Genomic DNA, 24,654 nt, shown 5'->3' with positions numbered 1-24,654 from the left:
TCAGTACCGGAGCCTGTCGGACGACAGGCTCCGCGCCCTGCGCGTCAGCAGGATCGCGCCGGCCAGGCCCAGCAGCGCCATGCCGGCGGTGGCCAGATAGCCAAACGCCCCGAAGGCGTCGAACAGCGGGCCCGACGCCAGGGTGGCGATGCCCAAGGTGAACCCCGACGACAGCGCCGAGTTGATCGCCTGGGCCGGCGAGGCGGCGGACGGCGGGGCCAGCTTTTCGATCAGCCGCAACGACGCCAGGAACGAGGCGGCGAAGGTCAGGGCATGCAGCATCTGGAGCGGAAACAGCGCCCAAAGCGGCGGCTCGAAGGCGTAGATCGTCCACCGCAGCACAGCGGCGCCCGCGCCCAGCACCAGGAACAACTCCGGTCCCCAGCGTCGGCGTAGAGGCTCCAGGAACCACATGAAGGCCACCTCGGCTGCGACGCCTACGCCCCACAGCACGCCGATCATCGGCTCGCTGATCCCCTGCTTGCGCCAGAGGATAGCCGAGAAGCTGTAGTAGAAGGCGTGCGCACCCTGGATCAGGCCGGCGGTCACCACCGCCAGCACGAAGGTGCGGTTACGCAGCAGCTCCGACAGGCCGTTCCAGCGCTCGGACTTCAGCGGCTTGGCTCCCTCGGCGTGGACACGTTCGGGCGGCACCAGGGTCGCAGCCGCCACCGCTCCGAACAGGCAGGCCGCCGCGATCCAGACGGCGATGATGGTCGGCGCCGCGACGGTGAGGATCGCCCCCATGGCGAGATTGGCCGCGATGAAGGCGCTGGAACCCGTGCCGCGCGGAATGCCGTAGTTGAAGCGCTCGACCCGCGCCCGGCGCAGGGTGATGACGTCGATCAACGGTGAAACGGTCGACAGCAAGGTCTGGCCGACAAACCACGCCAGAATGAACCACCAGAGGTTCGCCGGACCCAGCAGAGCGCCATAACCGATCGCCGCGCCCAGCAGCAGCAGCACCATGGGCGTGCGGCGCAGGGTGAAGCCGTCCGCCCAGACCGCCAGCACCGGTCCCGTGAAGGGCTTGACCAGCAGGGGGATGGCCAGGATGAGGCCAATCTCGCCGCCGGTCATCCCGCGATCGCGCAGATAGGTGCCGATATACGGCAGGCTGACGCCCGAGCTCAGAAAGATGGCGGCGTAGAACAGGCACAGGCGAACCAGGGTCGAAAGCCCCTGCCCCTCCGTCCTGTCCGCGCCGCCCGTCACCTTACTCCGCGCCGCCGAAGCGGGCTGTCCATTCGGCGATCTGCTCGTCCTCGATCTTCTTGAACAGGACCTCCGGCACGGTGATCGGCCGGCCGACGCTCAGGGTGTCGAGCTCGGCCTTGGCGTCGTTCGACGGCCAGGTGGCCGGGAAGTCGAGACCGAACGCATCGCCGATCTTCTCGGCGGCGAACGGAATGAACGGGGCCGAGATCTTGGCGTAGAGGGCCGCCAGGTTCAGGGCGGTGCGCACGATGACGGCGGCGCGGTCGCGATCGGTCTTGATCGCGGTCCAGGGTGCGGCCTCCTGCAGATACTCGTTGCCGACCACCCAGAGGGCCCGCAGCGCCTGGGCGCTCTTGCGGATCTCGATGGCGTCCATCTGTTCGGTCAGATCCGCCAGACGCGCCGAGACATCAGCGAACAGCTTTTCCTCCAGCGGACCAGGCTCGCCGCCCGCCGGGACCACGCCCTCGAACTTGCTCTCGTTGAACTTCAGGATGCGGTTGACGAAATTGCCCAGCACATCGGCCAGGTCGCGGTTCACGGCGCTGGCGAACTGCTCCCAGGTGAAGGCGGTGTCGCTGCCTTCCGGCGAATTGGCCGTCAGGTACCAGCGCCACAGGTCGGGCGGCAGGATCTCCAGAGCCGCGTCCATGAAGACGCCGCGCTTGTTGCTGGTCGAGAACTTGCCGCCGTACCAGTTCAGCCAGTTGAAGGCTTTCAGCATGTCGACGCTCTTCCACGGCTCTTCCGAGCCGAGGATCGTGGCCGGGAAGCTGACGGTGTGGAACGCCACATTGTCCTTGCCCATGAACTGGACGTAGCGGACGTCGTCGGCGCCGGCGTCGGTGCGCCACCAGCGCTTCCAGTCGCGATCAGGCGAGCCTTCGGCCCACTCCTGGGTGGCGGCGATGTATTCGATCGGCGCGTCGAACCAGACGTAGAAAACCTTCTCCTCGAAGCCCGGACGCGGCACACCGTCCTGGGCGACCGGGATGCCCCAGGCCAGGTCACGGGTGATGCCGCGGTCGATCAGACCCTCGTCCAGGTGCTTGTAGGCGATCGAGCGGGCCAGCGGCGGCCAGTCGGCGTGGGCGTCGACCCAGGCGCGGATCTTGTCCTGCATCTTGGTCTGCAGCAGGTAGAGGTGCTTGGTGTCGCGCACCTCGATGTTCCGCGAGCCCGAGATCACCGAGTAGGGATCGATCAGGTCGGTCGGGTCCAGCAGGTTGCCGCAGTTGTCGCACTGGTCGCCGCGCGCCTTCTCGAACTTGCAGTGCGGGCAGGTCCCCTCGACATAGCGGTCGGGCAGGAAGCGCTTGTCGTCGACCGAATAGACCATCTGGTCGACCCGCTCCTCGATCAGGCCATGGTCTTCCAGCGCCTGGCAGAAGTGCTGGGTCAGGCGATGGTTCTGCGGCGAGGACGAGCGGCCGAAATGGTCCCAGGACAGGCCAAAGGCGCGGCCTACCGCGTGCTGCAGCACATGCTGCTCGGCGCAATAGGCGGCCACGTCCTGGCCGGCGGCGGCGGCGGCCAGTTCAGCGGGCGTGCCGTGCTCGTCGGTGGCGCAGATGTAGAGTGTCTCGTGGCCCTGGGCCCGCTTGAAGCGCGCATAGACGTCCGCCGGCAGCATGGAGCCCGCGAGGTTCCCCAGGTGCTTGATGCCGTTGATGTACGGCAGGGCGGAGGTAATCAGGATGCGAGCCATGCGGGCGCGGCCTTTCGGGGGAGTCTACGGAACGCTTGGAAGGGTCCGCATATAGAAGGCTCGCGCCCGAAACGAAAGCGCAAGCCGATTGACCGAACAGCGTTCTTGGGATCAGCCTGACGAAAGCTGGGACCATGATGCGTGATCCAGTCGTTCCGGGGGGAAACATCGATGAAACAGGTAAACTGGCTGGGCCTTGTCGTCGCCCTTATCGCTGGTCAGGTGATCGGCGTCATTTGGTACGGAAACCTGTTCAGCGCCGCCTGGATGGAGGCCCAGCGCCTGACCGAGGCCGATTTCGTGGGCCAGGACTGGAAGATGGGTCTGGGCGTCTTGAACATGATCGTCATCCTGCTGGGTCTGGACTGGCTGATCCGCCGTTTAGGGGCCAGCGGCTACATGGCCGGGGCCAAGGTCGCTCTGGCGGCTTGCGTCTGCTTCGCGCTCACAGTGGCGGCTTTGAACTACATCTATGCAGCCGGTACGCTCTCATTGCTGCTGATCGACGGCGGCTATCAGGTCGTGACTTACACGGTCGCCGGCGCCTTGCTGGGTGGTCTGAAGCGCAAGCCGAAGGCGGCTTGAGTTCGCGCCGCAGGAGCGAGACCGGCCCAGCCCAACCCGCGACAAATCCGCCCCTCACACGACCGCGCTTGCTTTTTGCACCGCAACAAGCGCATAAGGTCGCTCATCGAGCCCCCTTCGTGTCGCTTCGGCGGCGGAAGGGGGCTATTTTTGTTGGAATTCGACCAAGAAGCGGTCCGAGGGAAGCGTTCAAGGCTTCAAAGGGGCCCGATTTGGTCATGGCGCGAGCCGCGCGTTTTGTGTGCGCGGTCGCAGACGTGAACTGGACCCATATGCCCTTCCCCGCCTCCCACCCCGCTCTTGAGCGGGCTCTCGCCGCTCAGGGTTACGCCGAGCCCACCCCCGTTCAGGCCGCCGTGCTGGCCGCCGACGCCGCCGACCGCGACCTGCTGGTCAGCGCTCAGACGGGCTCTGGCAAGACCGTCGCCTTCGGTCTCGCGGCCGCCCCGACCCTGCTGGGCGACGCCGAGACGTTCGGCCAGGCCGCTGAGCCGCTGGCCCTGGTCATCGCCCCGACCCGCGAACTGGCCATGCAGGTCAATCGCGAGCTGGGCTGGCTCTACGCCGAGGCCAAGGCCGCCGTCATCAACTGCGTCGGCGGCATGGACGCGCGCCGCGAGCAGCGCGCGCTGAACTATGGCGCCCACATCGTCGTCGGCACGCCCGGCCGTCTGCGCGACCACATCGAGCGCGGTCACCTTGATCTCTCCAAGCTGAAGGTCGCCGTCCTCGACGAGGCTGACGAGATGCTGGACATGGGCTTCCGCGAGGACCTTGAGTTCATCCTCGACGCCGCGCCGGCCGAGCGTCGCACCCTGCTGTTCTCGGCCACCCTGGCCCGCGACATCGTCGAGCTGGCCAAGCGCTATCAGAACGACGCCGTGCGCATCGACACCATCGGCCGCAACGAGCCGCACCGCGACATCGAGTACCGCGCCGTGCGCGTGGCCCCCAACGAGGTCGAGCACGCCGTCGTCAACCTGCTGCGCTTCTTCGAAGCCCCCGGCGCCCTGGTGTTCGCCAACACCCGTGAGAGCGTCCGCTCGATGCACGCCAAGCTGCGCGAGCGCGGCTTCGCGGTAGTGGGCCTGTCGGGCGAGCTGTCGCAGCGTGAACGCGCCGACGCCCTGCAGGCTCTGCGCGACGGCCACGCCCGCGTCTGCGTCGCCACCGACGTCGCCGCGCGCGGTCTCGACCTGCCCGACCTCGGCCTGGTGATCCACGCTGAGCTGCCGATCAACAAGGCCACCCTGCTGCACCGTTCGGGCCGTACCGGCCGTGCGGGCAAGAAGGGCGTCAGCGCCCTGGTCGTCCCCTACACCCGTCGCCGCAAGGCCGAGCAGTTGCTCTACGCCGCCGGCGTCGAAGCCGACTGGGGCGGCGCGCCCAGCGCCGACTCGATCCGCGAAAAGGACCAGGAGCGTCTGCTCGAGGATCCGATCTTCAGCGAAGCCTCGACCGAAGAGGATGTCGCCCTGGCCGAGGCCATGCTGGCCAAGCGCACGCCGGTCGAGATCGCCGCCGCGCTGATCCGCACCCGCCGCGCCAAGCTGCCTTCGCCGGAAGACATCTATGACGATCCGCGCCACGGCGCTGATCCGGGCCCGCGTTCGCGTGAGCCGCGTGAGCCGCGCGAGTTTGGGGAGCGCCCCGAGCGCGAACCGCGCGTCAGCATGGAAGGCTCGGAGTGGTTCCGCATCAGCGTCGGCCGTCGCGGCAACGCCGATCCCAAGTGGCTGATCCCGATGATCTGCCGCCTAGGCCACATCACCAAGAAGGACATCGGCGCGATCCGGATCTTCGACTACGACACCAAGTTCGAGATCTCGAACGAGGCGGCGGTGAAGTTCGGTGCGGCGGTCCAGACCACCGTCCGCGAAGACGTCTCGATCACCCCGACCACGGCGCCGGCGGCGCGCGAAGCCGGCCCGCGCCGGGAGTTCACCCCGCGTCCGCCGAGGGGCGACAACGACGGCCCGCGCGAGTACAAGCCGCGCCCGCCGCGTGACCGTGACGACGCCCCGCGCTCGCCGCGCGCCAACGCCCCCGGCTCGCGCGACCATACCCCGCGCCCGTCCAGCTTCGGCGACGACGGCTTCAGCAACGCCAAACCCTATGGCCGTGGCGAAGAGCCCAAGGGCGACTACAAGCCGCGCCGGGCGCCGCGCGACAACGACGCGCCGCGTCCGTACTCGCCGCAGGACTCCGAAGGCGCTCCCAAGCGCGCCTTCAAGCCGCGTCACGAGGCCACCGGCGACGCGCCGCGCGAGTACAAGCCCCGCGCTCCGCGCGCTGACGGTGACGCGCCCAAGAAGCCGTTCAAGAAGGCTTTCAGCGACAACGCCGCCGGTCCCAAGCCGTATGCCAAGCCCTATGCCGGCAAGCGCGACGGTGATGGCCCCGCCAAGCCGTTCAAGGGCCCCAAGCCCTTCAAGGCCAAGAGCTTCGACGCCAAGCCCGGCGGCAAGCCGGCCGGTAAGCCGTTCAAGAAGAAGTAGTTAGCGATCTAAATCCTCCCCCTCTAGGGGGAGGTGTCGGCTCGAAGAGACGACGGAGAGGGAAGCGGCAGGCTCTCCAGCACTTCCCCCTCCGGCCTTCGGCCACCTCCCCCAGTGGGGGAGGATTTTTACTAGACGCTCTGCCCCGCGCTCCAGCCCGACGCCCAGGCCCACTGGAAGTTGTAGCCGCCCAGCCAGCCGGTGACGTCCACGACCTCGCCGATGAAGAACAGCCCGGGCACGGCCTTGGCCTCCAGGGTGCGGGAGTCCAGCGCTTCGGTGTCGACCCCGCCCAGCGTCACTTCAGCGGTGCGATAGCCTTCCGATCCGACAGGCTTGAACGTCCAGGCGTTGACCGCAGAGGCCAACCGCCCCAGCACCTTGTCCGAGCAGTCGGCGATATTGCCCTTATCGGACGCCTCTTCCTCGGCGATCACCTGCGCAACGCGCTTGGGCAGCAGGGTCGCCAGCACCGTCGCCACCGCCTGACGCGGCGTGGCCGTGCGCGCGGTCTTCAGCGCCGCCAGGGCGTCGACGCCCGGCGCCATGTCGACCCGGATCTCGTCGCCTTCACGCCAATAGGACGAGATCTGCAGGATCGAGGGGCCTGACAGCCCCCGGTGGGTGAACAGCATGCCCTCCTGGAACTTCGTCTTGCCGTGGCCGACCACGGCGTCCAGCGCCACACCCGACAGCGGCGTCAGGCGCGCCAGCATGCCGGCCTCGAAGGTCAGGGGCACAAGCGCCGGGCGGGTCTCGATGATATTGAGGCCAAACTGCTTGGCGATGTCATAGCCCAGCCCCGTCGCGCCCATCTTCGGGATCGACCTGCCGCCGCTGGCCACCACCAGCGAGGCGCAGGCGACCTTGCCTGAAGAGAGGGAGACCTCAAATCCAGACACCGCCTTGGCCACGCTCTCCACGCTGGTCTCCAGCCGCAGCGTCACGCCGGCGGCCTTCATCTCGGTCAGCAGCATGGTGATGATCTGCTTGGCCGAGCCGTCGCAGAACAGCTGTCCCAGGGTCTTCTCGTGATAGGCGATGCCGTAGCGCTCCACGAGGGCGATGAAGTCGCGCGGGCGGTAGCGACGCAGGGCCGACAGCGCGAACTTCGGATTGGCCGACAGGAAGTTATGGATCGACGCGCCGGTGTTGGTGAAGTTGCACCGCCCGCCGCCGCTGATGCGGATCTTCTCGCCGGGGGCCTTGGCGTGGTCGATCACCAGGACCGAGCGCCCGCGCTTGCCCGCCTCGATGGCGCACATCATGCCGGCCGCGCCCGCGCCGATCACCACAACGTCGAAGGTTTCCAAGGCTTTTCCGTTCTCTGCTGGCCCTCCTTCGAGCGGAGGCGGCCACGCAAGTCAACTGATCCAAGGGCGGCGAACCGCCACATCGGCTTGACCTTCCGCCGGAAGGCGTTACGACGCTCGCCCCCTCCCGCCCAGAATTGATCGAGCCCCTCCATGACGGCCGCTTCTTCCGTTTCGGCCCCTGGCGCGCCGACCATCGGCGTCGACTTCGGCACCACCAACACCGTGGTCTCGCTGACCCTGGGCGATGATCAGGCGCGGCTGGTCCGCTATTCGATCAACAACCGCGACCTCTTCGCCTTCCGCTCGGCGCTCAGCTTCCACAGCGTCCAGGGCGTGGGCGAGGCGGCGAACGAGCGTGTGGTCGAGGCCGGCCCCTGGGCGATCGAGGCCTATCTGGAGGATCCGCTGGAGACGCGGTTCATCCAGTCGTTCAAGACCTTCGCCGCCTCGGCCGCCTTCACCGAGACGCGCATTCTCAACAAGCGCTACCAGTTCGAGGACCTGCTGGCCGCGTTCCTGCTGCGCCTGCGCGACCATGCGGGCGCGCAGCTGTCGGACCTGCCGCCACGGATCATCGTTGGCCGCCCCGTGACCTTCGCCGGCTCCTCGCCGGACGAGGCGCTGGCCCTGACCCGCTACGAAGCCGCGTTCGAGCGCCTGGGCTTCACCGATATCCGCTACGCCTATGAGCCGGTCGGCGCGGCCTTCTTCTTCGCCCGCCAACTGAAGCAGGACGCCACGGTGCTGGTGGCCGACTTCGGCGGCGGCACCAGCGACTTCTCGCTCGTGCGGTTCGAGCGCGCCGCGGACGGGACACTGCGTTCCACGCCGCTGTCGCGCTCGGGCGTCGGCGTGGCGGGCGACGCCTTCGACTACCGGATCATCGACCAGCTGGTCTCGCCGGAGCTGGGCAAGGGTTCGGACTACCGGTCGTTCTCCAACAGCCTGCCGATCCCGCAGCGCTACTACGCCGCCTTCGCGCGCTGGGACCAGCTGGCCCTGCTGCGCGCCTCCAAGGACATGCGCGACATCCGCGCCCTGGAGCGTACGGCTGTCGAGCCTGACAAGATCGCCGCGCTGATCGAGGTGCTGGACGGCAATCACGGCTATGCGCTGTATCGCTCGGTCTCGGCGCTGAAGGAGGCGCTGTCGAGCCAGGACCAGGCGACGTTCCGGTTCGAGGCGGGCTCAGTGCGGATCGAAAAGCCCGTGGCGCGCGTGGAGTTCGAGGCCTGGATCGCGCCCGAGCTGGCCGCGATCGAGACGGCGGTCGGCCAGGCCCTGGACCAGGCCGACCTCACCGAGGCGGGCGTCGATCGCGTGTTCCTCACGGGCGGCAGCTCGTTCGTGCCGGCGGTGCGCGAGATCTTCCTGCGCCGCTTCGGGGCGGACAAGATCGAGACCGGCGGCGAGTTCGAGTCGATCGCCTCGGGCCTGGCCCTGATCGGCCGCGAGGCGGATCTTGATCTCTGGACGATGCGCGCAGGCTAGGCCCTCTTCGCCGCATGGTGGCGCCCGACGCTTTGGCTTAGGGTTAACGCGAACGATTCGCGTCGCGACCTTGTGAGGCAACGAGTCCAGTGCCGATTTCGTATCTGTCCGCCGCCCAGATCGCCGCCCTGGCGACGACGACGGTACAGACCCTGTCGACCACCAAGATGGAGGGGCTGACCAGAACGCAGGTCGGCGCGCTGTCGGACTCGGCGATCGGCGTGCTGAACGCCACGCAGGTCTCGGCCCTGACATCGACCCAGGTCAAGGGCCTGACGGCGACGCAGATTCCGGCCTTCGCCCAGAACCTCTTGTTCGATGTCGATCAACTTCAGGCGTTCAGCGGCGCGCAGCTCAACGCCCTGACCTCGACCCAACTGGCCAAGCTGGACGCGGATCGCCTGCAGGCGCTCAGCGCCATCCAGATCGGCGCGATGGACGCCACCCGTTTCACCGCCCTGGACGCCACCCAGATCGCCGCGCTCAGCACGACGCAGCTGGCGCAGCTGACCACCACGCAGATCGCCGCCTTCAGCGCCACCGATCTGGAGGAGCTGTCGGCCGAAAAGATCGCGTCTCTGACCGGAACCCAGATCTCCGCCCTGCCCGCTGATCTCGTTCCGTCCCTGCAGGGCGCCCGCCTGTCGGCGCTGAGCACGACACAGCTCCAGCGCATGACCGCAACCCAGGTCGCCGCCTTGTCGACGACCCAGATCAAGAGTCTGGGCGACACCCTGACCGCGCTCGGCGACACCCAGATCGGCGCCCTGTCCTCAGCCCAGACCGGCGTGCTTTCGGACGCCGTGGTCGCCGGCCTGACGGGAGCGCAGCTTGGCGCGCTCAGCACCCAAGGGCTGTCCGGCCTGTCCGCGACCCAGGTCGCGGGCTTAACCGGCACTCAGCTGGCGGGGTTGAAGCCGACCCAGCTGCGCGCGTTGAGCGAGAATAATCTCGCCGAGTTCACGGCGGCTCAGATGCGCCAATTCAGCACCGCTCAGCTCTCGGCCTTGAGCACGACGGGGTTGAACAGCCTGGCCGCCGACCGGGTCCAAGTCTTCGATGCGACGCAGTTGACGGCGTTGACGACCACGCAGATCGCGGGCCTGACCGGCGATGATCTGGCCGAGTTCACCCCGACCCAGGTCGAGGTGCTGGCCACGACGCAACTGGCCGCGCTGTCGCCGACCGTCCTCAACGGCCTCGGCCGCGACCAAGTCCATGCGCTGACCGCGACACAGTTGAAAAGCCTGAGCAGAACCCAGATCGGCGGCCTGTCCGAAACCAGCATGGCCGCGTTCACGCCTGACCAGGTACAGGTTTTCAGCACGACGCAGTTGAACGCCCTGTCGCCGCGCGCCATCAACAGCCTGAGCGCCAGCCAAGTCCAGGCGCTGACCGCCACCCAATTGGCGGGACTGACCACGACGCAGATCGCGGGACTGTCGACAACTGGCTTCGACAAGTTCTCAAGCACTCAGCTCAAGGCCTTCGCGCCCTCGCAGTTGGCGGCCCTGGAGGCCACCAACTTCAATCGCTTGGGCGCCAGCACGATCCACGCTCTATCGGCCTCCCAGCTCTCAGCGATCAGCACCACCCAGCTCAACGCCTTGAGCGAGACGGACTTCGCGCGCTTCACGACGACCCAGGTGGCCAGCTTCAGCGGCGAACAGATCGGCGCGCTGTCGACGACCAGCTTCAACGGCCTCAGCCCAAGCCAGATCGCGGCCTTGTCTTCAACTCAGCTGGCCGGCGTCAGCGCGACCCAGATGGCGGGCCTGACCGACACCGATCTGGCCGAACTGTCGACGACCCAGTTCGCCGCCCTGACTGGAACACAGATCGGCGGTCTTTCGACGCGACACCTGACCAGCCTGGACCAAACAGCCTTCCAAGCCCTGACGGCCGGGCAAGTTTCGGGCCTGAGCGCGAGCCAGCTCAGCACCTTGTCCACGACTGATATGGGCGAGTTCACCACGACCCAGATGGCCGCTCTGACGCCAAGCCAGATGATGGCGATTTCCGTCACCAATCTGGCGGCCCTGTCGGCCGATCAGTACGGCGCCTTGACGCCCAGCGCGCTGAGGGGCCTGTCGTCCTTCCAGCTGCGCAACATTTCGCCCGGCGCCTTCAGCCAGCTCAGCCAGACCCAGGTCCAGGCGTTGAACGCCAGCCAGCTGGGCTCGCTGTCCACGGCGGTGATCGCCAGCCTGACCACGACCCAGGTGGGCTATCTGACCCCGACCCAGATCCCCGGCCTGACGATCAACCAACTGGACTGGCTGTCGACCACCAACATCGCGGCCATGACGCCGCTTCAGGTCGGGGCCTTCACGCCGGCTCAAGTCGAGAGCCTGGGCTGACGAACGTCAGCGCCCGAGCGTCTTGGCCAGGTAGTCCGCCAGCACCGTAACGCGCGCCGGGCGCGGGCCACCGGGTGGCATGACAAGGTGTAACGCGATCGGCGCGGCGCTCCATTCGGTCAGCACCGCCTCAAGACGCCCGTCGGCCAGGGCCGGGCCCACGATGAAGTCGGGCAACATGGCCACGCCGGTGCCCGCCAGCAGCGGCGGCAACAGCGCATCACCATTGTTGGCCCGCAGCACCGAGCGCGGCCGCACCGCCGCCTCCTCGCCCCCCGCCCGCTGAAAGCGCCAGGTTTCCGGCGAGGCCTGGTGGCCATAGGTCAATCCGCGATGCTCGGCGAGGTCCGCCGGGTGCGTCGGACGCCCGTGCGCCGTCCAATAGGCCGGTGCGGCCACGACGTGGCGCTGCACCGCCCGCAGCCGCCGCGCCACCAGCGAACTGTCGGGCAAGTCCGCGACGCGCAGGGCGATGTCGAACCCCATACCGATAAGGTCGACGGTGGCGTCCGACAGGTGCAGGTCGATGGAGACGTCCGGATAGGCTTCCAGAAAGGCCGGCAACACCGGAGCCAAACTGGCGACGCCCAGCGACATCGGCGCAGCCATGCGAACAAGCCCGCGTGGCGCTGCAGACTGGCTGGAGGCCTCCTCCTCGGCGGCCTCGGCCTCGGCCAGCACCCGGCTGGCACGCTCGACGAGCGCCTGGCCGGCGTCGGTCAGGGCCAGGCGTCGCGAGGTGCGATTGAGGAGCCTAGCCCCAAGGCGCAGCTCAAGCCGCGTCACCGCCTTCGACACGGTGGCCTTCGAGAGGGCCAAGGCTTCGGAGGCGGCCGCAAACGAGCGCAGCTCGGCCACCTTGGCGAACACGGCGAGGCCTTCCAGATCGGGGAGCTTGGACATCACTGGATGCTATTTTTCGAAACGATGGATTTCAATAGTTTCGATTTATAATCGCGCCGCCGCGCCTATCTTCTTCTCAACAGGACGCGCCGACGCGGCGCGCCAGACCCTAGAAAGGTAGAGCCATGATCGACCGCAAACCGTTCGACAAGCTTGGCGGCGCCGACCACGGTTGGCTGAAGGCCAAGCACCACTTCTCGTTCGCCAGCTACTACGACCCCAGCAACATGAACTGGGGCGCCCTGCGGGTCTGGAACGACGACGAGATCGCCCCGAACACGGGCTTTCCGCCGCACCCGCACAGCGACATGGAGATCATCACCTATGTCCGCGACGGCGCGATCACCCACCAGGACAACCTGGGCAACAAGGGTCGCACGGTCGCCGGCGACGTCCAGGTGATGAGCGCAGGCTCTGGCATCCGTCACGCCGAGTACAATCTTGAGCCGGAAACCACCCGGATCTTCCAGATCTGGATCGAGCCGAAGTCGTTCGGCGGCGCGCCCTCCTGGGGCTCCAAGCCGTTCCCGAAAGGTGACCGCTCGGGCAAGTTCGTGACCCTGGCCAGCGGCTTTTCCGACGACGCCGACGCCCTGCCGATCCGCACCGACGCCCGCGTGCTGGGCGCGACGCTGAAGGCCGGCGAGACGACGACCTACGCCCTGGGCAAGGATCGTAGCGGTTATCTGGTGCCCGCCGCCGGCGTGGTCGAGGTCAACGGCGTGCGGCTGAACGCCCGTGACGGCGCCGGGATCAAGGACGAGGCCGTGATCACCATCACCGCCCTGGAGGACGCCGAGCTGGTGCTGGTCGACGCAGCCTAGCCCCCTTTGGCCCAAAAAGGGGCTGAAACCGTCGCGGAACACGGCGGCCCAAGTTGCACGGGCCAGGAGGTCCGACGCCATCGGCGTTGGACCTCCAAACGCGTCGCCTGACCCTAGCGGCCCGCGACGATGCTCACGTTGAGCGTCGACCCGTTGGGTCCCGGCGCCGTCCAGGTCTCACCCACCTTGTGCTCAACCGTGGGGCTACAGTTGGCGGGCGTCCCGGCCGGGGGCGCAGGCTCGGTCTGGGTGAAGCAGGTCGTTCCGTTCTCGATCTTCCAGGCGCCCTTGGCGGTCGATCCATCGGGCGCCTTGGCGACGTAGGAACCATCGGCGTCGATGTGCATCTTGGTCATCGCGCCGTTCGGATAGGTGATCGTCACGGTGTTGTTGTAGGCGCTGGCCATCGGATCGGCGGCGGCCGCACTCGCCACCGTCATCGCCGCCACAGCGGCGAGCATTGCAATACGCATTGGTCGTTTCTCCCTTCGTCCCGTCTCACGCGGGTACGAAGGGAGCTTAGACCTTGAGCACGACGCTTAGATAACGCCGTTTTCTACTCGACCTTGTTGGCCATAGCCGCCTGAGCGGCGGCCAGACGTGCGATCGGCACGCGGTAGGGCGAGCACGACACATAGTCGAGGCCGACCTTTTCGCAGAAGCCGATCGAGGCCGGATCGCCGCCATGCTCGCCGCAGATGCCGAGCTTGACGTTCGGACGCACAGCGCGGCCACGCTCAGCGGCGATACGGATCAGGTCGCCCACGCCGTCCTGGTCGAGGCTGACGAAGGGGTCCTTCTCGAAGATGCCCTTCTCGATATAGGCGTTCAGGAACTTGCCGGCGTCGTCGCGGCTGATGCCGAACGTCGTTTGGGTCAGGTCATTGGTGCCGAAGCTGAAGAACTCGGCGTTCTCAGCCAGATCACCGGCGCGCAAAGCCGCGCGGGGCAGCTCGATCATGGTGCCGACGGTGTACTCCAGCGCCACGCCCTGCTCTTCCAGCACCGCCTTGGCGACGCGGTCGGTCAGGTCGCGCAGGTACTTCATCTCCTCACCCTTGGCGACCAGCGGGTGCATGATCTCGGGAACAGGAGCAGCCTTGCCCGACTTGGCGATCTCGCAGGCCGCCTCGAGAATGGCGCGGACCTGCATCTCGTAGATCTCAGGGTACGAGACGCCCAGGCGGCAGCCGCGGTGGCCCAGCATGGGGTTGGTCTCATGCAGTTCCTTGGCGCGGCGCATCAGCTTGGCGGCGTCCAGACCCGTGGCCACGGCCACAGCCTGAACGTCTTCCTCGGTGTGCGGCAGGAACTCGTGCAGCGGCGGATCCAGGAGGCGGATCGTGACCGGCAGGCCTTCCATGATCGTGAAGAGCTCGACGAAGTCGGCCTTCTGGAACGGCGCGATCTTGGCCAGCGCGGCGCGGCGGCCCTTCTCGTCATCGGCCAGGATCATCTCGCGCACGGCGGCGATCCGGGTGTCGTCAAAGAACATGTGCTCGGTGCGGCACAGACCGATGCCCTCGGCGCCGAACTGGCGGGCGGTCTTGGCGTCCAGCGGGGTCTCGGCGTTGGCGCGCACCTTCAGGCGACGGACCTGGTCGGCCCAGCCCATCAGGGTGGCGAAATCGCCGGTCAGCTCGGGCTCGATCATCTTCGGCGCGCCGGCCAGGATGTCGCCGGTGGAGCCGTCGATGGTGATGATCTCGCCGGCCCTGAAATCGCGGCCACGAACGCGGAACAGGCCTTCCTTCTCGAAGATGGCCACATCGCCGGCGCCCGAGACGCAAGGACGCCCCATGCCGCGCGCCACGACGGCGGCGTGGCTGGTCATGCCGCCCCGCGCCGTGATGATGCCGCGCGCGGCGTGCATGCCGTGGATGTCTTCGGGGCTGGTTTCCTCACGCACCAGGATCACCGACTCGCCATTGGCGGCGGCCTTTTCGGCGGCGTCGCTGTTGAAGACGATCTTGCCGGTCGCTGCGCCGGGCGAGGCCGGCAGGCCCTTGGCGATCACATCGCGATGGGCCGACGGATCAATGGTCGGGTGCAGCAGCTGGTCCAGCGAGGCCGGCTCGACGCGGCCGACGGCCTCCGACGTCGAGATCACGCCCTCGGCCGCCATGTCGACCGCGATTTTGAGCGCAGCCTTGGCGGTGCGCTTGCCGTTGCGGGTCTGCAGCATGTAGAGCTTGCCCTGCTCTACCGTGAACTCGATGTCCTGCATGTCGCGGTAGTGACGCTCCAGCGTCTCCACGACCGTCTTGAACTGGCCGAACACCTCGGGCATCGCCTCTTCCATCGAGGGGGCGGTGTCACCCATCTCCTCGCGGGCGGCCTTGGTCAGGGACTGCGGGGTGCGGATGCCCGCCACCACGTCCTCGCCCTGGGCGTTGATCAGGAACTCGCCGTACAGGCGGTTGTCGCCGTTCGACGGGTTGCGGGTGAACGCGACGCCCGTCGCCGAGGTCTCGCCCATATTGCCGAACACCATCGACTGGATGTTCACGGCCGTGCCCCAGCTTTCGGGGATGTCGTGCATGCGGCGATAGAACTTGGCGCGGTCGTTCATCCAGCTGGCGAACACGGCGCCCACCGCGCCCCACAGTTGCTCCTGGGCGTCCTGCGGGAACGGCTTGCCCAGCTGCTCGCGGACGGCGGCCTTGTAGTCCTTGATCACTGCGGCCCAGTCGTCGGCCGTCAGACCGGTGTCGACATGGACGTCCAGGCGATCCTTGTGATCGTCGAGGATCTCCTCGAACATGTGGTGCTCGAGGTTGAGCACGACGTTCGAGTACATCTGGATGAAGCGGCGATAGCTGTCATAGGCGAAGCGCCGGTCGCCCGACAGCTTGGCCAGCCCTTCGACGGTCTCGTCGTTGAGGCCCAGGTTCAGAACCGTGTCCATCATGCCCGGCATCGAGGCCCGGGCGCCCGAGCGCACCGAAACCAGCAGCGGGTTGGTCACATCGCCGAACTGCTTGCCGGTGATCTCTTCGATCTTGGCGAGGCCAGCCTGCACCTGTTCGGCCAGTTCGGCCGGATACTGCTTGCCGTTGGCGTAGTAGTGGACGCAGGCCTCGGTCGTAATCGTGAAGCCGGGCGGCACGGGCAGGCCCAGGGACGACATCTCCGCGAGATTGGCCCCCTTGCCGCCAAGGAGGTTCTTCATCGAGGCGTCGCCATCCGCGCCGCCTCCGCCGAATGCATAAACCCACTGGGCCTTGGTCAGCGTCTCAACCGGCATCTTTGAATTCACCCTGCGATAAGTGAAAAGGCCGCGCCCCTCTTTTGGGGGTCGTCTCGCCTTGGAACAGCGCTGCTTTGTTGCGATCCCGCAGTGCAATATCCGGGCGTCTCAGTAGCACTTCGGTCAAGAACGCGTCCACTGGCGGTTAGCGTTCCGGGCGATAACAGGAGAATTCGGCAAATAATTCCAATGACAACGTTGTCCGACTGACGCAAAAGGCCATGTTCTCGGCAATTCCGGCTCAATCGCTCGACTTGGACCGGAGACGGACGATTGTTGCGCCTTGTCTTCGCGCTGCGAAACGCTTTCGATCGCTCCATGGCGGCACGGATCATCCGACTCGGAACCTCGCTCGGCGATGCTGACGCCATCGCCGACCTGCACACGCGCAGTCGCCAGGTGGCCTATCGCGGCCTCTATGGCGATCACTACCTGGACCATGAACTCGCGGCTGTTTCCCGGGCGGTCTGGCGCCGGCGCTTCGAAACCTATGCGCCCGCTCAAGACTTGATCCTGGCCAGCATGGAGAGCGGTGAGCCCGTCGGCCTGGCCTACGCCTCGTTCCGCGTCAATCCGGACGTCGGCCTGCTGGTCGACAATCTGCACGTCGCGCCCGAGCGAAAGGGTCAGGGCCTGGGCTCGCGCCTTCTGGCGACGGTCGCCCGGTGGCTGGTTGATGAGCACGCCGGTGCGCCTCTGCACCTGGAGGTCTACGTGCCGAACCAGGACGCCCTGGGCTTCTACGCGCGCAAGGGCGGTATCGAAGTGGCCCGCTATCGCGAGACCCCGCCGGGCGGTCACGACGTCGAGGTCGTGCGCTTCATGTGGTCAAAGCCTAAGGAGCTGCTGCCTTAACCCCCGGGCGCAAGACGCGAAGAGCGCGAAGAGGACGGCGGAACCCCTTCAGGTCTCCACCGCCCGCCCCCGATCGGTTCGCGTCTTCAGCTCTGACGGCCGTTGCACGCGGAGCCCATCGCCCCACCGGTCCGACTCCCACAAGAGCAGACAAGTCGTTGGTAGACGCCCGCGCCCCCCTGGCGATGTGACGTTTCGCACACCGCCGAATATCGGCTGCCTAGAGCCCTTTAGCTTTAGATGGAATCATCTAAAGCGTTTGAAAGGACTCTAAGTGTTTGATTTTAGGCCCTGTTGATCTGGTTTAGATGGTTCCATCTAAACCAGACAGGCTCTAACGGCGCGACCAAGTCCTATCGCGCGCGGTAGACGCTCCGGAGATAGGCTTGGTCAGCCGGGGTCAAGGCCGCCGGCGACGCCCCGCTGGTGTCGAACAGACTCATGATCGAGTTTGCGGGCGCGGGGCGAACGCGAACATCCGCCAGGGACACCATCGCCAGGTAGTCCGCCAACGCCGAAACCTTCACGTTCTGAGCCATTGCAGCGTCCACGACGACCAGAGCGTTATGAGGCCGCGCATCGCCCGCCGCCGAGCCGCGCACATCACCGCCGTGGACCCAGCGCACCGGTTGGCCGCCGGCCTTGAACGCCTGGACGGCGTCAGCGGGCGCGCCGCGATAGTTAAAGCGCTTCGATTGCGCCGCCTCGCGGATCAACTGATCGGGCTCGGCTGAGAACAGGACCACGACGTTTGGCTCGCAAGCGCGCTTGGCATAGGTCGCGCCCGCTTGCCGGGCGACCTGATGCAGGCGCGCGGCCACATAGGCGTTGACCTCGGCGGAGGCGCCGCGAACCAGCGGACACACCCCGTCTCGAGCGCTGCCGGGCGAGGTCTGCCGCAGGCGGGCCATCTCCGCCTCAAGACCACTCTGACGTCGAGCGTCGCCTATGAGCGTATCAGCCTGTCGCGCCATGGCCGCGGGCGCCACCGCTAAGGCGGCGGTGATGGCGAGACCGAAAATCACGTTCTTCATGACCGTGCTCCGCTTCAGAACGGAAGCGAAACACAACCCTAGAATGATGTCTAGGGAATATTCCCGCAGATACGAGAACGGCGGGTGCTCCGTTCGAAGCACCCGCCGATATGTTCCCGAGAGAGCATGATCGCTCCCCTTGGCGCCTCGACCTAGAACGGGATCTCGTCGTCCAGATCCGCCGAGAAGCTCTCGCGCGGACCACTGGGCTGGCTGCGCTGGCCGCCGCCGAAGCTGGAGCCGCCACCCGAATAGCCGCCGCCGTACTCATCGCCGCCGCCCGACGACATGCCCGCGTCGCCGCCACGGCCGCCCAACATGGTCAGCTCGCCGCGGAACTTCTGCAGCACGATCTCGGTGGAGTACTTCTCCTGACCGGTGTTGTCGGTCCACTTGCGGGTCTGCAGCGCGCCCTCGATGTAGACCGTCGAGCCCTTGCGCAGATACTGCTCGGCGACCTTGACGAGATTGTCGTTGAAGATGACCACGCGGTGCCACTCGGTCTTTTCCTTGCGCTCGCCGCTGTTGCGGTCGCGCCAAGTCTCCGACGTCGCGATACGCAAATTGGCGACGCGGTCGCCTGAACCGAGACTGCGGATCTCGGGATCGGCCCCGAGGTTGCCCACCAGAATGACCTTGTTGACGCTGCCAGCCATCGCTTGGACCTTGCTCTCGCCCGGCGACCCATGCGCCGGAATCTGGAGCGAGACGTTAACGACCCGCTAACCCGGAAGCAAGTTTTGTTCCCATAACGTTCTTGTGGGCAAGAAAGAGCCTTGTGGACGGACGATCACCGCGCCCGATCTGATCGGGTCGATCAGATCGGATGAAAAGAGCGCAATTTCAAAAGTTTAGAGCGATCTTAAGCCCGATCACCATTTCACGCTGATCGAAGAACGCTCCGGAGCCGCCCTACTCGGCTGGAACGCGCCGAACAGCGCCCGGGACCGCCAGACGGCCATCGCCCGTGCGCACGAGCGACATGAAGCGCGGTCCTTCGTAGGTCTGACCCACATAGATCCCTTCCTTCTCGAGGAAGATGAAGGATCCCTGGTAGGCGCCAACCATGCCGCGGTTGTTGGACTGACCCAGGCGCACGAACCGGATGCGCATACCCTCAAGCGTCGCTGCGCATTCCTCCAACTGGGTCACGTTCCGACTGACCGGATTGAAGCGCAGCGTCTTGTCCTTGTTGGTCGCCACGTGGAAGCAGACGCCCGACTCGAACGGCGCCTTGGTCTGCTTTTGACAGCCGGCGAGCACGAGGCCCGAAGCGGCGAGGACAGCGGCGGCGAGGACGATCTTCTTCATGGATTACACTTATAAACCTATCCGACGTTCGGGATAGAGCAGTTCGCGGCCTGCTCGAAAGCGGTGTGGAAGCTGCGGTTATCCGACGAAATCTCGACGCGGCCCGGGACCAGACGCAGCGTCTCCTCGCCCCAACGGCCATAGGTCGCGCCGCCCGGCTTTTCACACCGACCGCCGAACAACTGCTGAGCGCAGGCGTTCAGGGTGATGTCGCCCGGGAGTCTGCGCCATTCGTTGCCGGCATAGCGCCAGCACGCCGCCAGCGGGGCATTGGCCGAGGCGGACGACGGGGTCGCCGGCGCGGTGGTCGCCGTGGGCGTCGTCACCGGTGGCGCGGTGTCGGTCGGGGTCGGCGGCAGCGGGGTCAACACCATGCCGGCCTGATCGGCTGCGGCCAGCGCGCCGGTCTCGTCGACCCCGACGTCCAGCGCGCCGGTGGCGACCCCGTTCTTCTTGGCGCATTCGGCCAGGGTGATCTCGCCGACAAAGGCGCCGCCCACGAAGCAGCGCAGCGGACGGGCCGGATCCAGCTTGGTGTCGTCGGCGCGTCCGGTCTCGACGATCAGCCCCGCGCGAGACGCTGGCGGGTCCTCCGCCGGCTTCTTGTCATGACCCGACATCAGGGCCACGGCGATGCCCAGACCCGCGACGAGCGCCAGCGCCGCGCCGCCGCCCAGGATGATCCGTCGATCTTTTAGAAAGTCCATGACACTTGGCTACGACGCGATGATGACGCTTTCAAGCGTGGCGGCCGTGGAAAAGGTAAGCTTAGCCGCCCGTCAGGCGATTGAGCGCAGCTTGATAGTTGGCGACCTGGTTCTTCAGATAGGCCGGAACCGTACCGCCGGTCTTGCCCGAACCGGTCGTCCCGTCGTTCTTGATGCCCAGCGCCGTGTCGGCGATCTCGCGATAGGCCGTGCGAACCTGCGACATGGCCCGCGTAATGACCATGTTGGCGTTCTTGCGTCCTGCTTCGGTCGTCAGGTCCAGCTCAGGCGGCAATTGCAGCCCATAGACGGGACCGCTGCCGTCCGCTGAAACAGTCTTGCCATCCTCGGTCTTGGTCGCGCGCACCACGCCGCCGGCTATGCCCAGCGAGCGCAGGACGTCGGTTCCGCCCTTGCCGGGCATGATTTCGATCGTGGCGTTATTGGAGGCGGGACTGATCTTCAGGACGCGACTGTTGCCGTTCGTGGCGGTCTCGACCTTGGCGCGGAAGCCAGACGCGCGTTTGATCTTGTCGGCCAGGGTCTCGAGCGTGTCGTTGGCGTCGATCGTGACCGTCGTCAGCGCGCCGCGCTCACGCGTGCGGATCTGGAAGGTGTCGCCGGCCCGCGCCGCCGTAGCCGACACGATGCGGTTGGACTGGCTGAAATCCATCGTCCCGCCAGGCAGGCCAAAAGCGTCCAGGGCCGAAGCGCCGGACGACGAGACCGCAACGGAGGTCGGCGTGGCGTAGCCGTCCTTGCCGGTGACGCGCTGGCTCCAGTCAACGGCGCCGGTGCCGACATTGACCTGGGCGACATAGCCGTCCTTGGTCCCGACCGTCTCTTCGCCGTCCAGGTTCTTGCCGGCCGCGCCGACCAGCCAGGCCGTGCCGTTGGAGACCGCGAAACCCGTCACCGTGTCGTCGCCGGTTCCGCCGTAGTAGGTGAGCGTGTCGTCGCTGGTGTCGGAGATGTCGAGCGACATCCGGCCGACAAAGCCGTCCATGCCGCCCGACGGCGCGGTCGTCGCGCCCCCGATAGACATCAAATTGTTGGCCGTGTAGCCGCCGACATAGAGCTGGCCGCCATCGATCTTCAGGCCGGCGATCTCGCCCCCCTTCAGCGAGCCCAGATCACGGGTCGCGCCGGCGGTGAGGGTCGCGGTCTTGGTGTAGGTGACAGGCACGCTTTCATAGGCGCCGTACTGGTTCAGCTTGGTCACATTCTCGGTCACCACCGATGGGGTGACTTCGAAGCTGCGCAGCATCGCTTGGCCGTTCTCCTTGGACCCGACGATGACCTGCGAACCGTTGACGACAATATCCGACACAGAGTCGTTCTCGGCGGTGCCGAACTTTTGGGTGAACAGCGCCTTGGGTTGGCCGTTGCCGTCGGTCGCAAAGGCCGAGAGATAGGCGTCCCAGCCGCCGGAGGGGTCCGTCCCCACCGAGCCTGGCAGATCAGACTTACTGCGACCGCCAACATAGAGGACGCCGTTGGCGCCGAACGCCAGGGCCGTGGCCTCGTCTTCCTGCAGACCGCCGCGACGCACTGTCCACTGCTCGTCGCCCTTAGCGTCGTAGCGGGTCACGAAGCTGTCGGTGGTGCTCGAACTGTCGCTGTTGTTGATCGGCCCATTGACCGCGCCTTGCAGCCTGCCGCTGACCGAACCCGCCACGGCGACGCTACCGTCACTGGCGACAGCCAGCGACAGGCCGCTGGCGTTGTCGGTGGCGCCCAGCGAACGCGCGTAGAGAAGATGACCCGCGCTGTCGTACTTGAGCAGGGCGACATCGCTCTCGCCCTTGATCGGCTGGCCGTTGATATCCGTCTTGCCGTCGACGGCGGTCGACACATCGGCAAGCATGTAGACCGAGCCGTCCGCGCCGGTGACCGACTTGCGGACACTGGAAATGGTGCCTTGAAGCGTCTCGCTGAAGACCTTGCCGCCGGGCGCTCCCGCGCCAGGCCCACCGGCGGCTCCGGCGGCGCTGTACTTGGTCAGCGTGGTCTCGAACACGCCATCGTCGGTCTCGGCCTTCTTGTCGGGATCCGGATCGCCAGCTCGGGTCGTGACATAAACCGCCGGCGCCGTCGTCGGCGCGCTGAAGGTCAGTTGCTCGACAGAGTCGCCGTTGACCCGAAGCGCAAAGTCATCCCCGGTGGCCGGCAGCTTCACCGGCTTGCCGTTGACCTGTACGGTGCGCTCCTGACCCACCGTCCGCTGAACCGAGAAGTCGGTGTTGAACCCAGCCGCCTTCATCTTGCCGTTCATATAGCTGACGACATTGGACATGGTCCGGGGCGTCGCGCCCATCTCGGACAGGTCCATGGTGACGCTCGAGGTGACCCCGAAGCTCTTCACCGAGATGTCGAACGAGACATTGCCCTTGAACCGGGGGATCTCGTCGTCGAACTGGCCGGTGTAAAGCGTATCGGTCGTGTAGCTGTAGGTGGCTTTCGGCACGCCGACCGTGCCCTTGTCGCTGGTCATGACCGCGCCGGTCGTAAGGCGCATCTGGTCTAGCGACAGGTTCTGGACATAGCCGCTGATCTCGCCGAGGCCCTTGCTCAAGGCCGTCTGCAAGCGGGAAACCTCGCCGTCGGTCACCCCCTTCTCGCCGGCGCGCGTCGCCAAGGCCGAAAGGGTGTTGAGCGCCTGATAGGTGGCGAACAGCTTCTTGTAGTCTGCGCTGACGCCCTTCAGGCTCGATGTGTTGGCGCCCTCGTCGATGAACTTTCGGCCGGCCAGAGCGGTTCGGACGAGATCGCTGGCCGGCGGCGAGGTGTTGCTCAGCCAGGGCGCGTTGGGCACGACGGCTTTGGATCGCGACGGAGAGGCCGAGACACCAGACGCGCCAGCGCCCGTCAGGCCCGTACGGGCCTGATAGTAGCTGAGCAGCGCGCTGGAATCGAAAGTGATCACGGCGAGTCCCGACCGGGGCGCGAATCTCCCCGGTCATACCCTTGCCGCAGGATCGCTGACGACTCGTTAAGGCTTGAGATTAAGCGGCGATAAGGTGCGCGTCCGACAGTGCGCGACGCGCCACTTCGCGCAGTTCGGACCATTCGGAGGCGAGGATGCCAAGCAGCACCACGTCACGCGGCCGACCGTCCTTCAGAACATGGCCGCGCAGGTAGCCTTCGCGACGGAAACCGGCGGCCGATTGCGCCTTCAGAGCCGCGTCATTGTCGGCCATCACCTCGGCGAACACCTTGTGCAGACCCAGCTCCAGGAAGGCGCGATCCAGGCCCAGGACCTGAGCGGCGCGACCGACCCCCCTGCCTCGCGCCTCGGCCGAGCCCAGAAACCAGTTCCAGCTGGCGCGACGATGATGACTGGTCAGCCCGGTGAGCGTGAGAAGGCCCATGGGGGCTCCGCCTCGGGTGATCATCCAGCCCCGCATGTCGGGATCGCCACGCAGTGCTTGGAACCAGACGGCGTGCGCCTCTCGGCTCGGAAGATCGGCATCCGACATCCAGCGGTCGACCTCGGGTTCGGACCGCCACTGAAAGAGAACCGCTTCGTCCTCGTCCAACAAGTCTCGCAGCTCGATCATGCCCGTAGCCGAATCCCCGGTTCGCCCAGCGGCAGCTTAGCCCCTGGGCGCGACGGGACCTAGCCTTACCCGCCCTTGAACAGAGACAGGATGATCTGCGGGGCGCCGTTGGCGATCGACAGGGCCTGGGCGCCCAGTTGCTGCTTGACCTGCAAGGCCTGGAGCCGGGCGCTCTCCTTGGCGAGATCGGCGTCCACCAGATTACCGACGCCGGTCTCAAGCACGTCGTTCAGCTTGGCCACGAAGGTATTGTGCGCGTCGATCTGCTTGGCCTGGGTGCCGATGTTGCCGACGGCCTGGTTCACGGCGCTCAGCGTCGCGTCGAGGCGCGTGAGCACGCCGGCGGCGTTGACCGGGTCCAGGATGTCGTCGGTGGCGGTCAGGGTGTTGATCGTACCGCCCAGCGACAGGTTTTGCAGGGTCAGGGTGATCGCCTGCCCCGCATCCGCGTCGGCGAGGAAGCTCATGTCGGCGGCCTGGCTGCCGTCGAGCAGATTGGCGCCGTCGAACGTTGCGCTCCTGAGCACCTGATTCAGGTTCTTGATCAGACCCTGGAAGTCTGCGTTCAAGGCCTGACGCGACGTCGTGGTCAGCGAGGTGTCCTTGGCGGCGACCACCTTCTCGCGCATCAGCTTCAGGAGATCCGAAACCGACTCCCCTGCGGCCAGGGCCACGTCCGCGATCGATGTCGCCCGATCCAGGCTCATCTTCACGGCGCCCAGAGCGCTCATATCGGCGCGCTGCGCCTGGGCGATCGACCAGACGGCGGCGTTGTCCTTGGCCGTCGAGATGGCTTCACCCGTATTGATACGGGTTTGCACCGCCTGCATGTCGTCGTTGGTGCGGTTGAGATTCTGCAGCGCGATCAGCGCGGGCTGGTTCGTGTTGACGCTAAGCGCCATGCGCGGCCTCCGATCGGCGATTTTGCCGTTGGTTGCGATCGCGCGCGATTCGGCGTGCGATCAAATCGCAGCCGAGATTGGTCTCAGAAAGTAAGATTATGGTTAACGCTTATAAACCATAACTCTTAACAC

18 protein-coding genes and 1 pseudogene are annotated in these 24,654 nt (G+C 66.5%); 6 read left to right on the top strand and 13 right to left on the bottom strand.

What is annotated here, in order from left to right; genetic code table 11:
• On the bottom strand, positions 1-1,215 hold the full coding sequence (locus tag CVUC_RS03785; protein WP_096033114.1) for an MFS transporter: 1,215 nt from the start codon (positions 1,213-1,215) through the stop codon (positions 1-3).
• A 1-nt stretch (position 1,216) separates the two neighbouring features.
• A complete protein-coding gene (gene metG / locus CVUC_RS03780; protein ID WP_096033113.1) occupies positions 1,217-2,926 on the bottom strand; it encodes a methionine--tRNA ligase in 1,710 nt (569 codons plus the stop codon).
• A gap of 171 nt (positions 2,927-3,097) precedes the next feature.
• Between metG and CVUC_RS03775 the strand changes: the two genes are divergently transcribed.
• A complete protein-coding gene (locus CVUC_RS03775; RefSeq protein ID WP_096033112.1) occupies positions 3,098-3,511 on the top strand; it encodes a DUF1761 domain-containing protein in 414 nt (137 codons plus the stop codon).
• Positions 3,512-3,783: 272 nt separating this feature from the next.
• Positions 3,784-6,009 carry a DEAD/DEAH box helicase gene (locus CVUC_RS03770; protein WP_096034763.1) on the top strand — a complete coding sequence of 742 codons (2,226 nt, stop codon included), beginning with the start codon at positions 3,784-3,786 and terminating at the stop codon, positions 6,007-6,009.
• 131 nt (positions 6,010-6,140) lie between these two features.
• On the opposite strand, the gene CVUC_RS03765 is transcribed toward CVUC_RS03770, so the two are convergent.
• A complete protein-coding gene (locus tag CVUC_RS03765) occupies positions 6,141-7,322 on the bottom strand; it encodes an NAD(P)/FAD-dependent oxidoreductase (RefSeq protein WP_096033111.1) in 1,182 nt (393 codons plus the stop codon).
• Positions 7,323-7,475: 153 nt separating this feature from the next.
• On the opposite strand from CVUC_RS03765, the gene CVUC_RS03760 reads away from it, so the two are divergent.
• Positions 7,476-8,816, top strand: coding sequence for an Hsp70 family protein (locus CVUC_RS03760; protein ID WP_096033110.1), 1,341 nt, complete (start codon positions 7,476-7,478; stop codon positions 8,814-8,816).
• A gap of 89 nt (positions 8,817-8,905) precedes the next feature.
• Complete coding sequence (locus CVUC_RS03755; RefSeq protein WP_096033109.1) at positions 8,906-11,176, top strand: hypothetical protein; 2,271 nt, start codon at positions 8,906-8,908, stop codon at positions 11,174-11,176.
• A gap of 6 nt (positions 11,177-11,182) precedes the next feature.
• Here the strand turns inward: CVUC_RS03755 and CVUC_RS03750 are convergent, their stop codons facing one another.
• Positions 11,183-12,079, bottom strand: coding sequence for a LysR family transcriptional regulator (locus CVUC_RS03750; RefSeq protein ID WP_096033108.1), 897 nt, complete (start codon positions 12,077-12,079; stop codon positions 11,183-11,185).
• A gap of 125 nt (positions 12,080-12,204) precedes the next feature.
• Between CVUC_RS03750 and CVUC_RS03745 the strand changes: the two genes are divergently transcribed.
• Positions 12,205-12,903: a pirin family protein gene (locus CVUC_RS03745; protein ID WP_096033107.1), complete on the top strand. Its 699-nt coding sequence runs from the start codon at positions 12,205-12,207 to the stop codon at positions 12,901-12,903.
• Here CVUC_RS03745 and CVUC_RS03740 read toward each other — a convergent pair.
• Both CVUC_RS03740 and ppdK read right to left on the bottom strand, forming a co-directional pair.
• Positions 12,857-13,343, bottom strand: a pseudogene (locus CVUC_RS03740) (hypothetical protein). The gene CVUC_RS03745 and the pseudogene CVUC_RS03740 sit on opposite strands and share 47 nt — an antisense overlap.
• A gap of 116 nt (positions 13,344-13,459) precedes the next feature.
• Positions 13,460-16,150, bottom strand: coding sequence for a pyruvate, phosphate dikinase (gene ppdK / locus CVUC_RS03735; protein WP_096033106.1), 2,691 nt, complete (start codon positions 16,148-16,150; stop codon positions 13,460-13,462).
• A 321-nt stretch (positions 16,151-16,471) separates the two neighbouring features.
• Between ppdK and CVUC_RS03730 the strand changes: the two genes are divergently transcribed.
• Entirely contained in the window at positions 16,472-17,008 is a 537-nt protein-coding gene (locus CVUC_RS03730; RefSeq protein ID WP_096034762.1) for a GNAT family N-acetyltransferase, read from the top strand.
• Positions 17,009-17,361: 353 nt separating this feature from the next.
• Here the strand turns inward: CVUC_RS03730 and CVUC_RS03725 are convergent, their stop codons facing one another.
• From CVUC_RS03725 to CVUC_RS03695, 7 genes are all read right to left on the bottom strand, one after another.
• Positions 17,362-18,042, bottom strand: coding sequence for a hypothetical protein (locus CVUC_RS03725; RefSeq protein WP_164468113.1), 681 nt, complete (start codon positions 18,040-18,042; stop codon positions 17,362-17,364).
• Between the two features lie 152 nt (positions 18,043-18,194).
• Positions 18,195-18,698 (bottom strand): single-stranded DNA-binding protein, encoded by a 504-nt coding sequence (locus CVUC_RS03720; RefSeq protein WP_096033104.1) that lies wholly within the window; start codon positions 18,696-18,698, stop codon positions 18,195-18,197.
• A 256-nt stretch (positions 18,699-18,954) separates the two neighbouring features.
• Positions 18,955-19,353 carry a hypothetical protein gene (locus tag CVUC_RS03715; protein ID WP_010919342.1) on the bottom strand — a complete coding sequence of 133 codons (399 nt, stop codon included), beginning with the start codon at positions 19,351-19,353 and terminating at the stop codon, positions 18,955-18,957.
• A 17-nt stretch (positions 19,354-19,370) separates the two neighbouring features.
• Positions 19,371-20,060 carry a hypothetical protein gene (locus CVUC_RS03710; protein ID WP_096033103.1) on the bottom strand — a complete coding sequence of 230 codons (690 nt, stop codon included), beginning with the start codon at positions 20,058-20,060 and terminating at the stop codon, positions 19,371-19,373.
• A 61-nt stretch (positions 20,061-20,121) separates the two neighbouring features.
• Positions 20,122-22,986 carry a regulatory protein FlaEY gene (flaEY, locus tag CVUC_RS03705; RefSeq protein ID WP_096033102.1) on the bottom strand — a complete coding sequence of 955 codons (2,865 nt, stop codon included), beginning with the start codon at positions 22,984-22,986 and terminating at the stop codon, positions 20,122-20,124.
• 79 nt (positions 22,987-23,065) lie between these two features.
• Entirely contained in the window at positions 23,066-23,620 is a 555-nt protein-coding gene (pseH, locus tag CVUC_RS03700; RefSeq protein ID WP_096033101.1) for a UDP-4-amino-4,6-dideoxy-N-acetyl-beta-L-altrosamine N-acetyltransferase, read from the bottom strand.
• Between the two features lie 65 nt (positions 23,621-23,685).
• The gene (locus tag CVUC_RS03695) at positions 23,686-24,522 is read right to left on the bottom strand and encodes a flagellin (protein ID WP_012640244.1); all 837 of its coding nucleotides are present in this window, start codon (positions 24,520-24,522) and stop codon (positions 23,686-23,688) included.
• Positions 24,523-24,654: the final 132 nt, after the last annotated feature.

This window comes from Caulobacter vibrioides (assembly GCF_002858865.1).
GTDB lineage: Bacteria > Pseudomonadota > Alphaproteobacteria > Caulobacterales > Caulobacteraceae > Caulobacter > Caulobacter vibrioides.
Note: the sequence above shows the minus strand (reverse complement) of the source record. Positions and strands in the feature narration are given on the sequence as shown.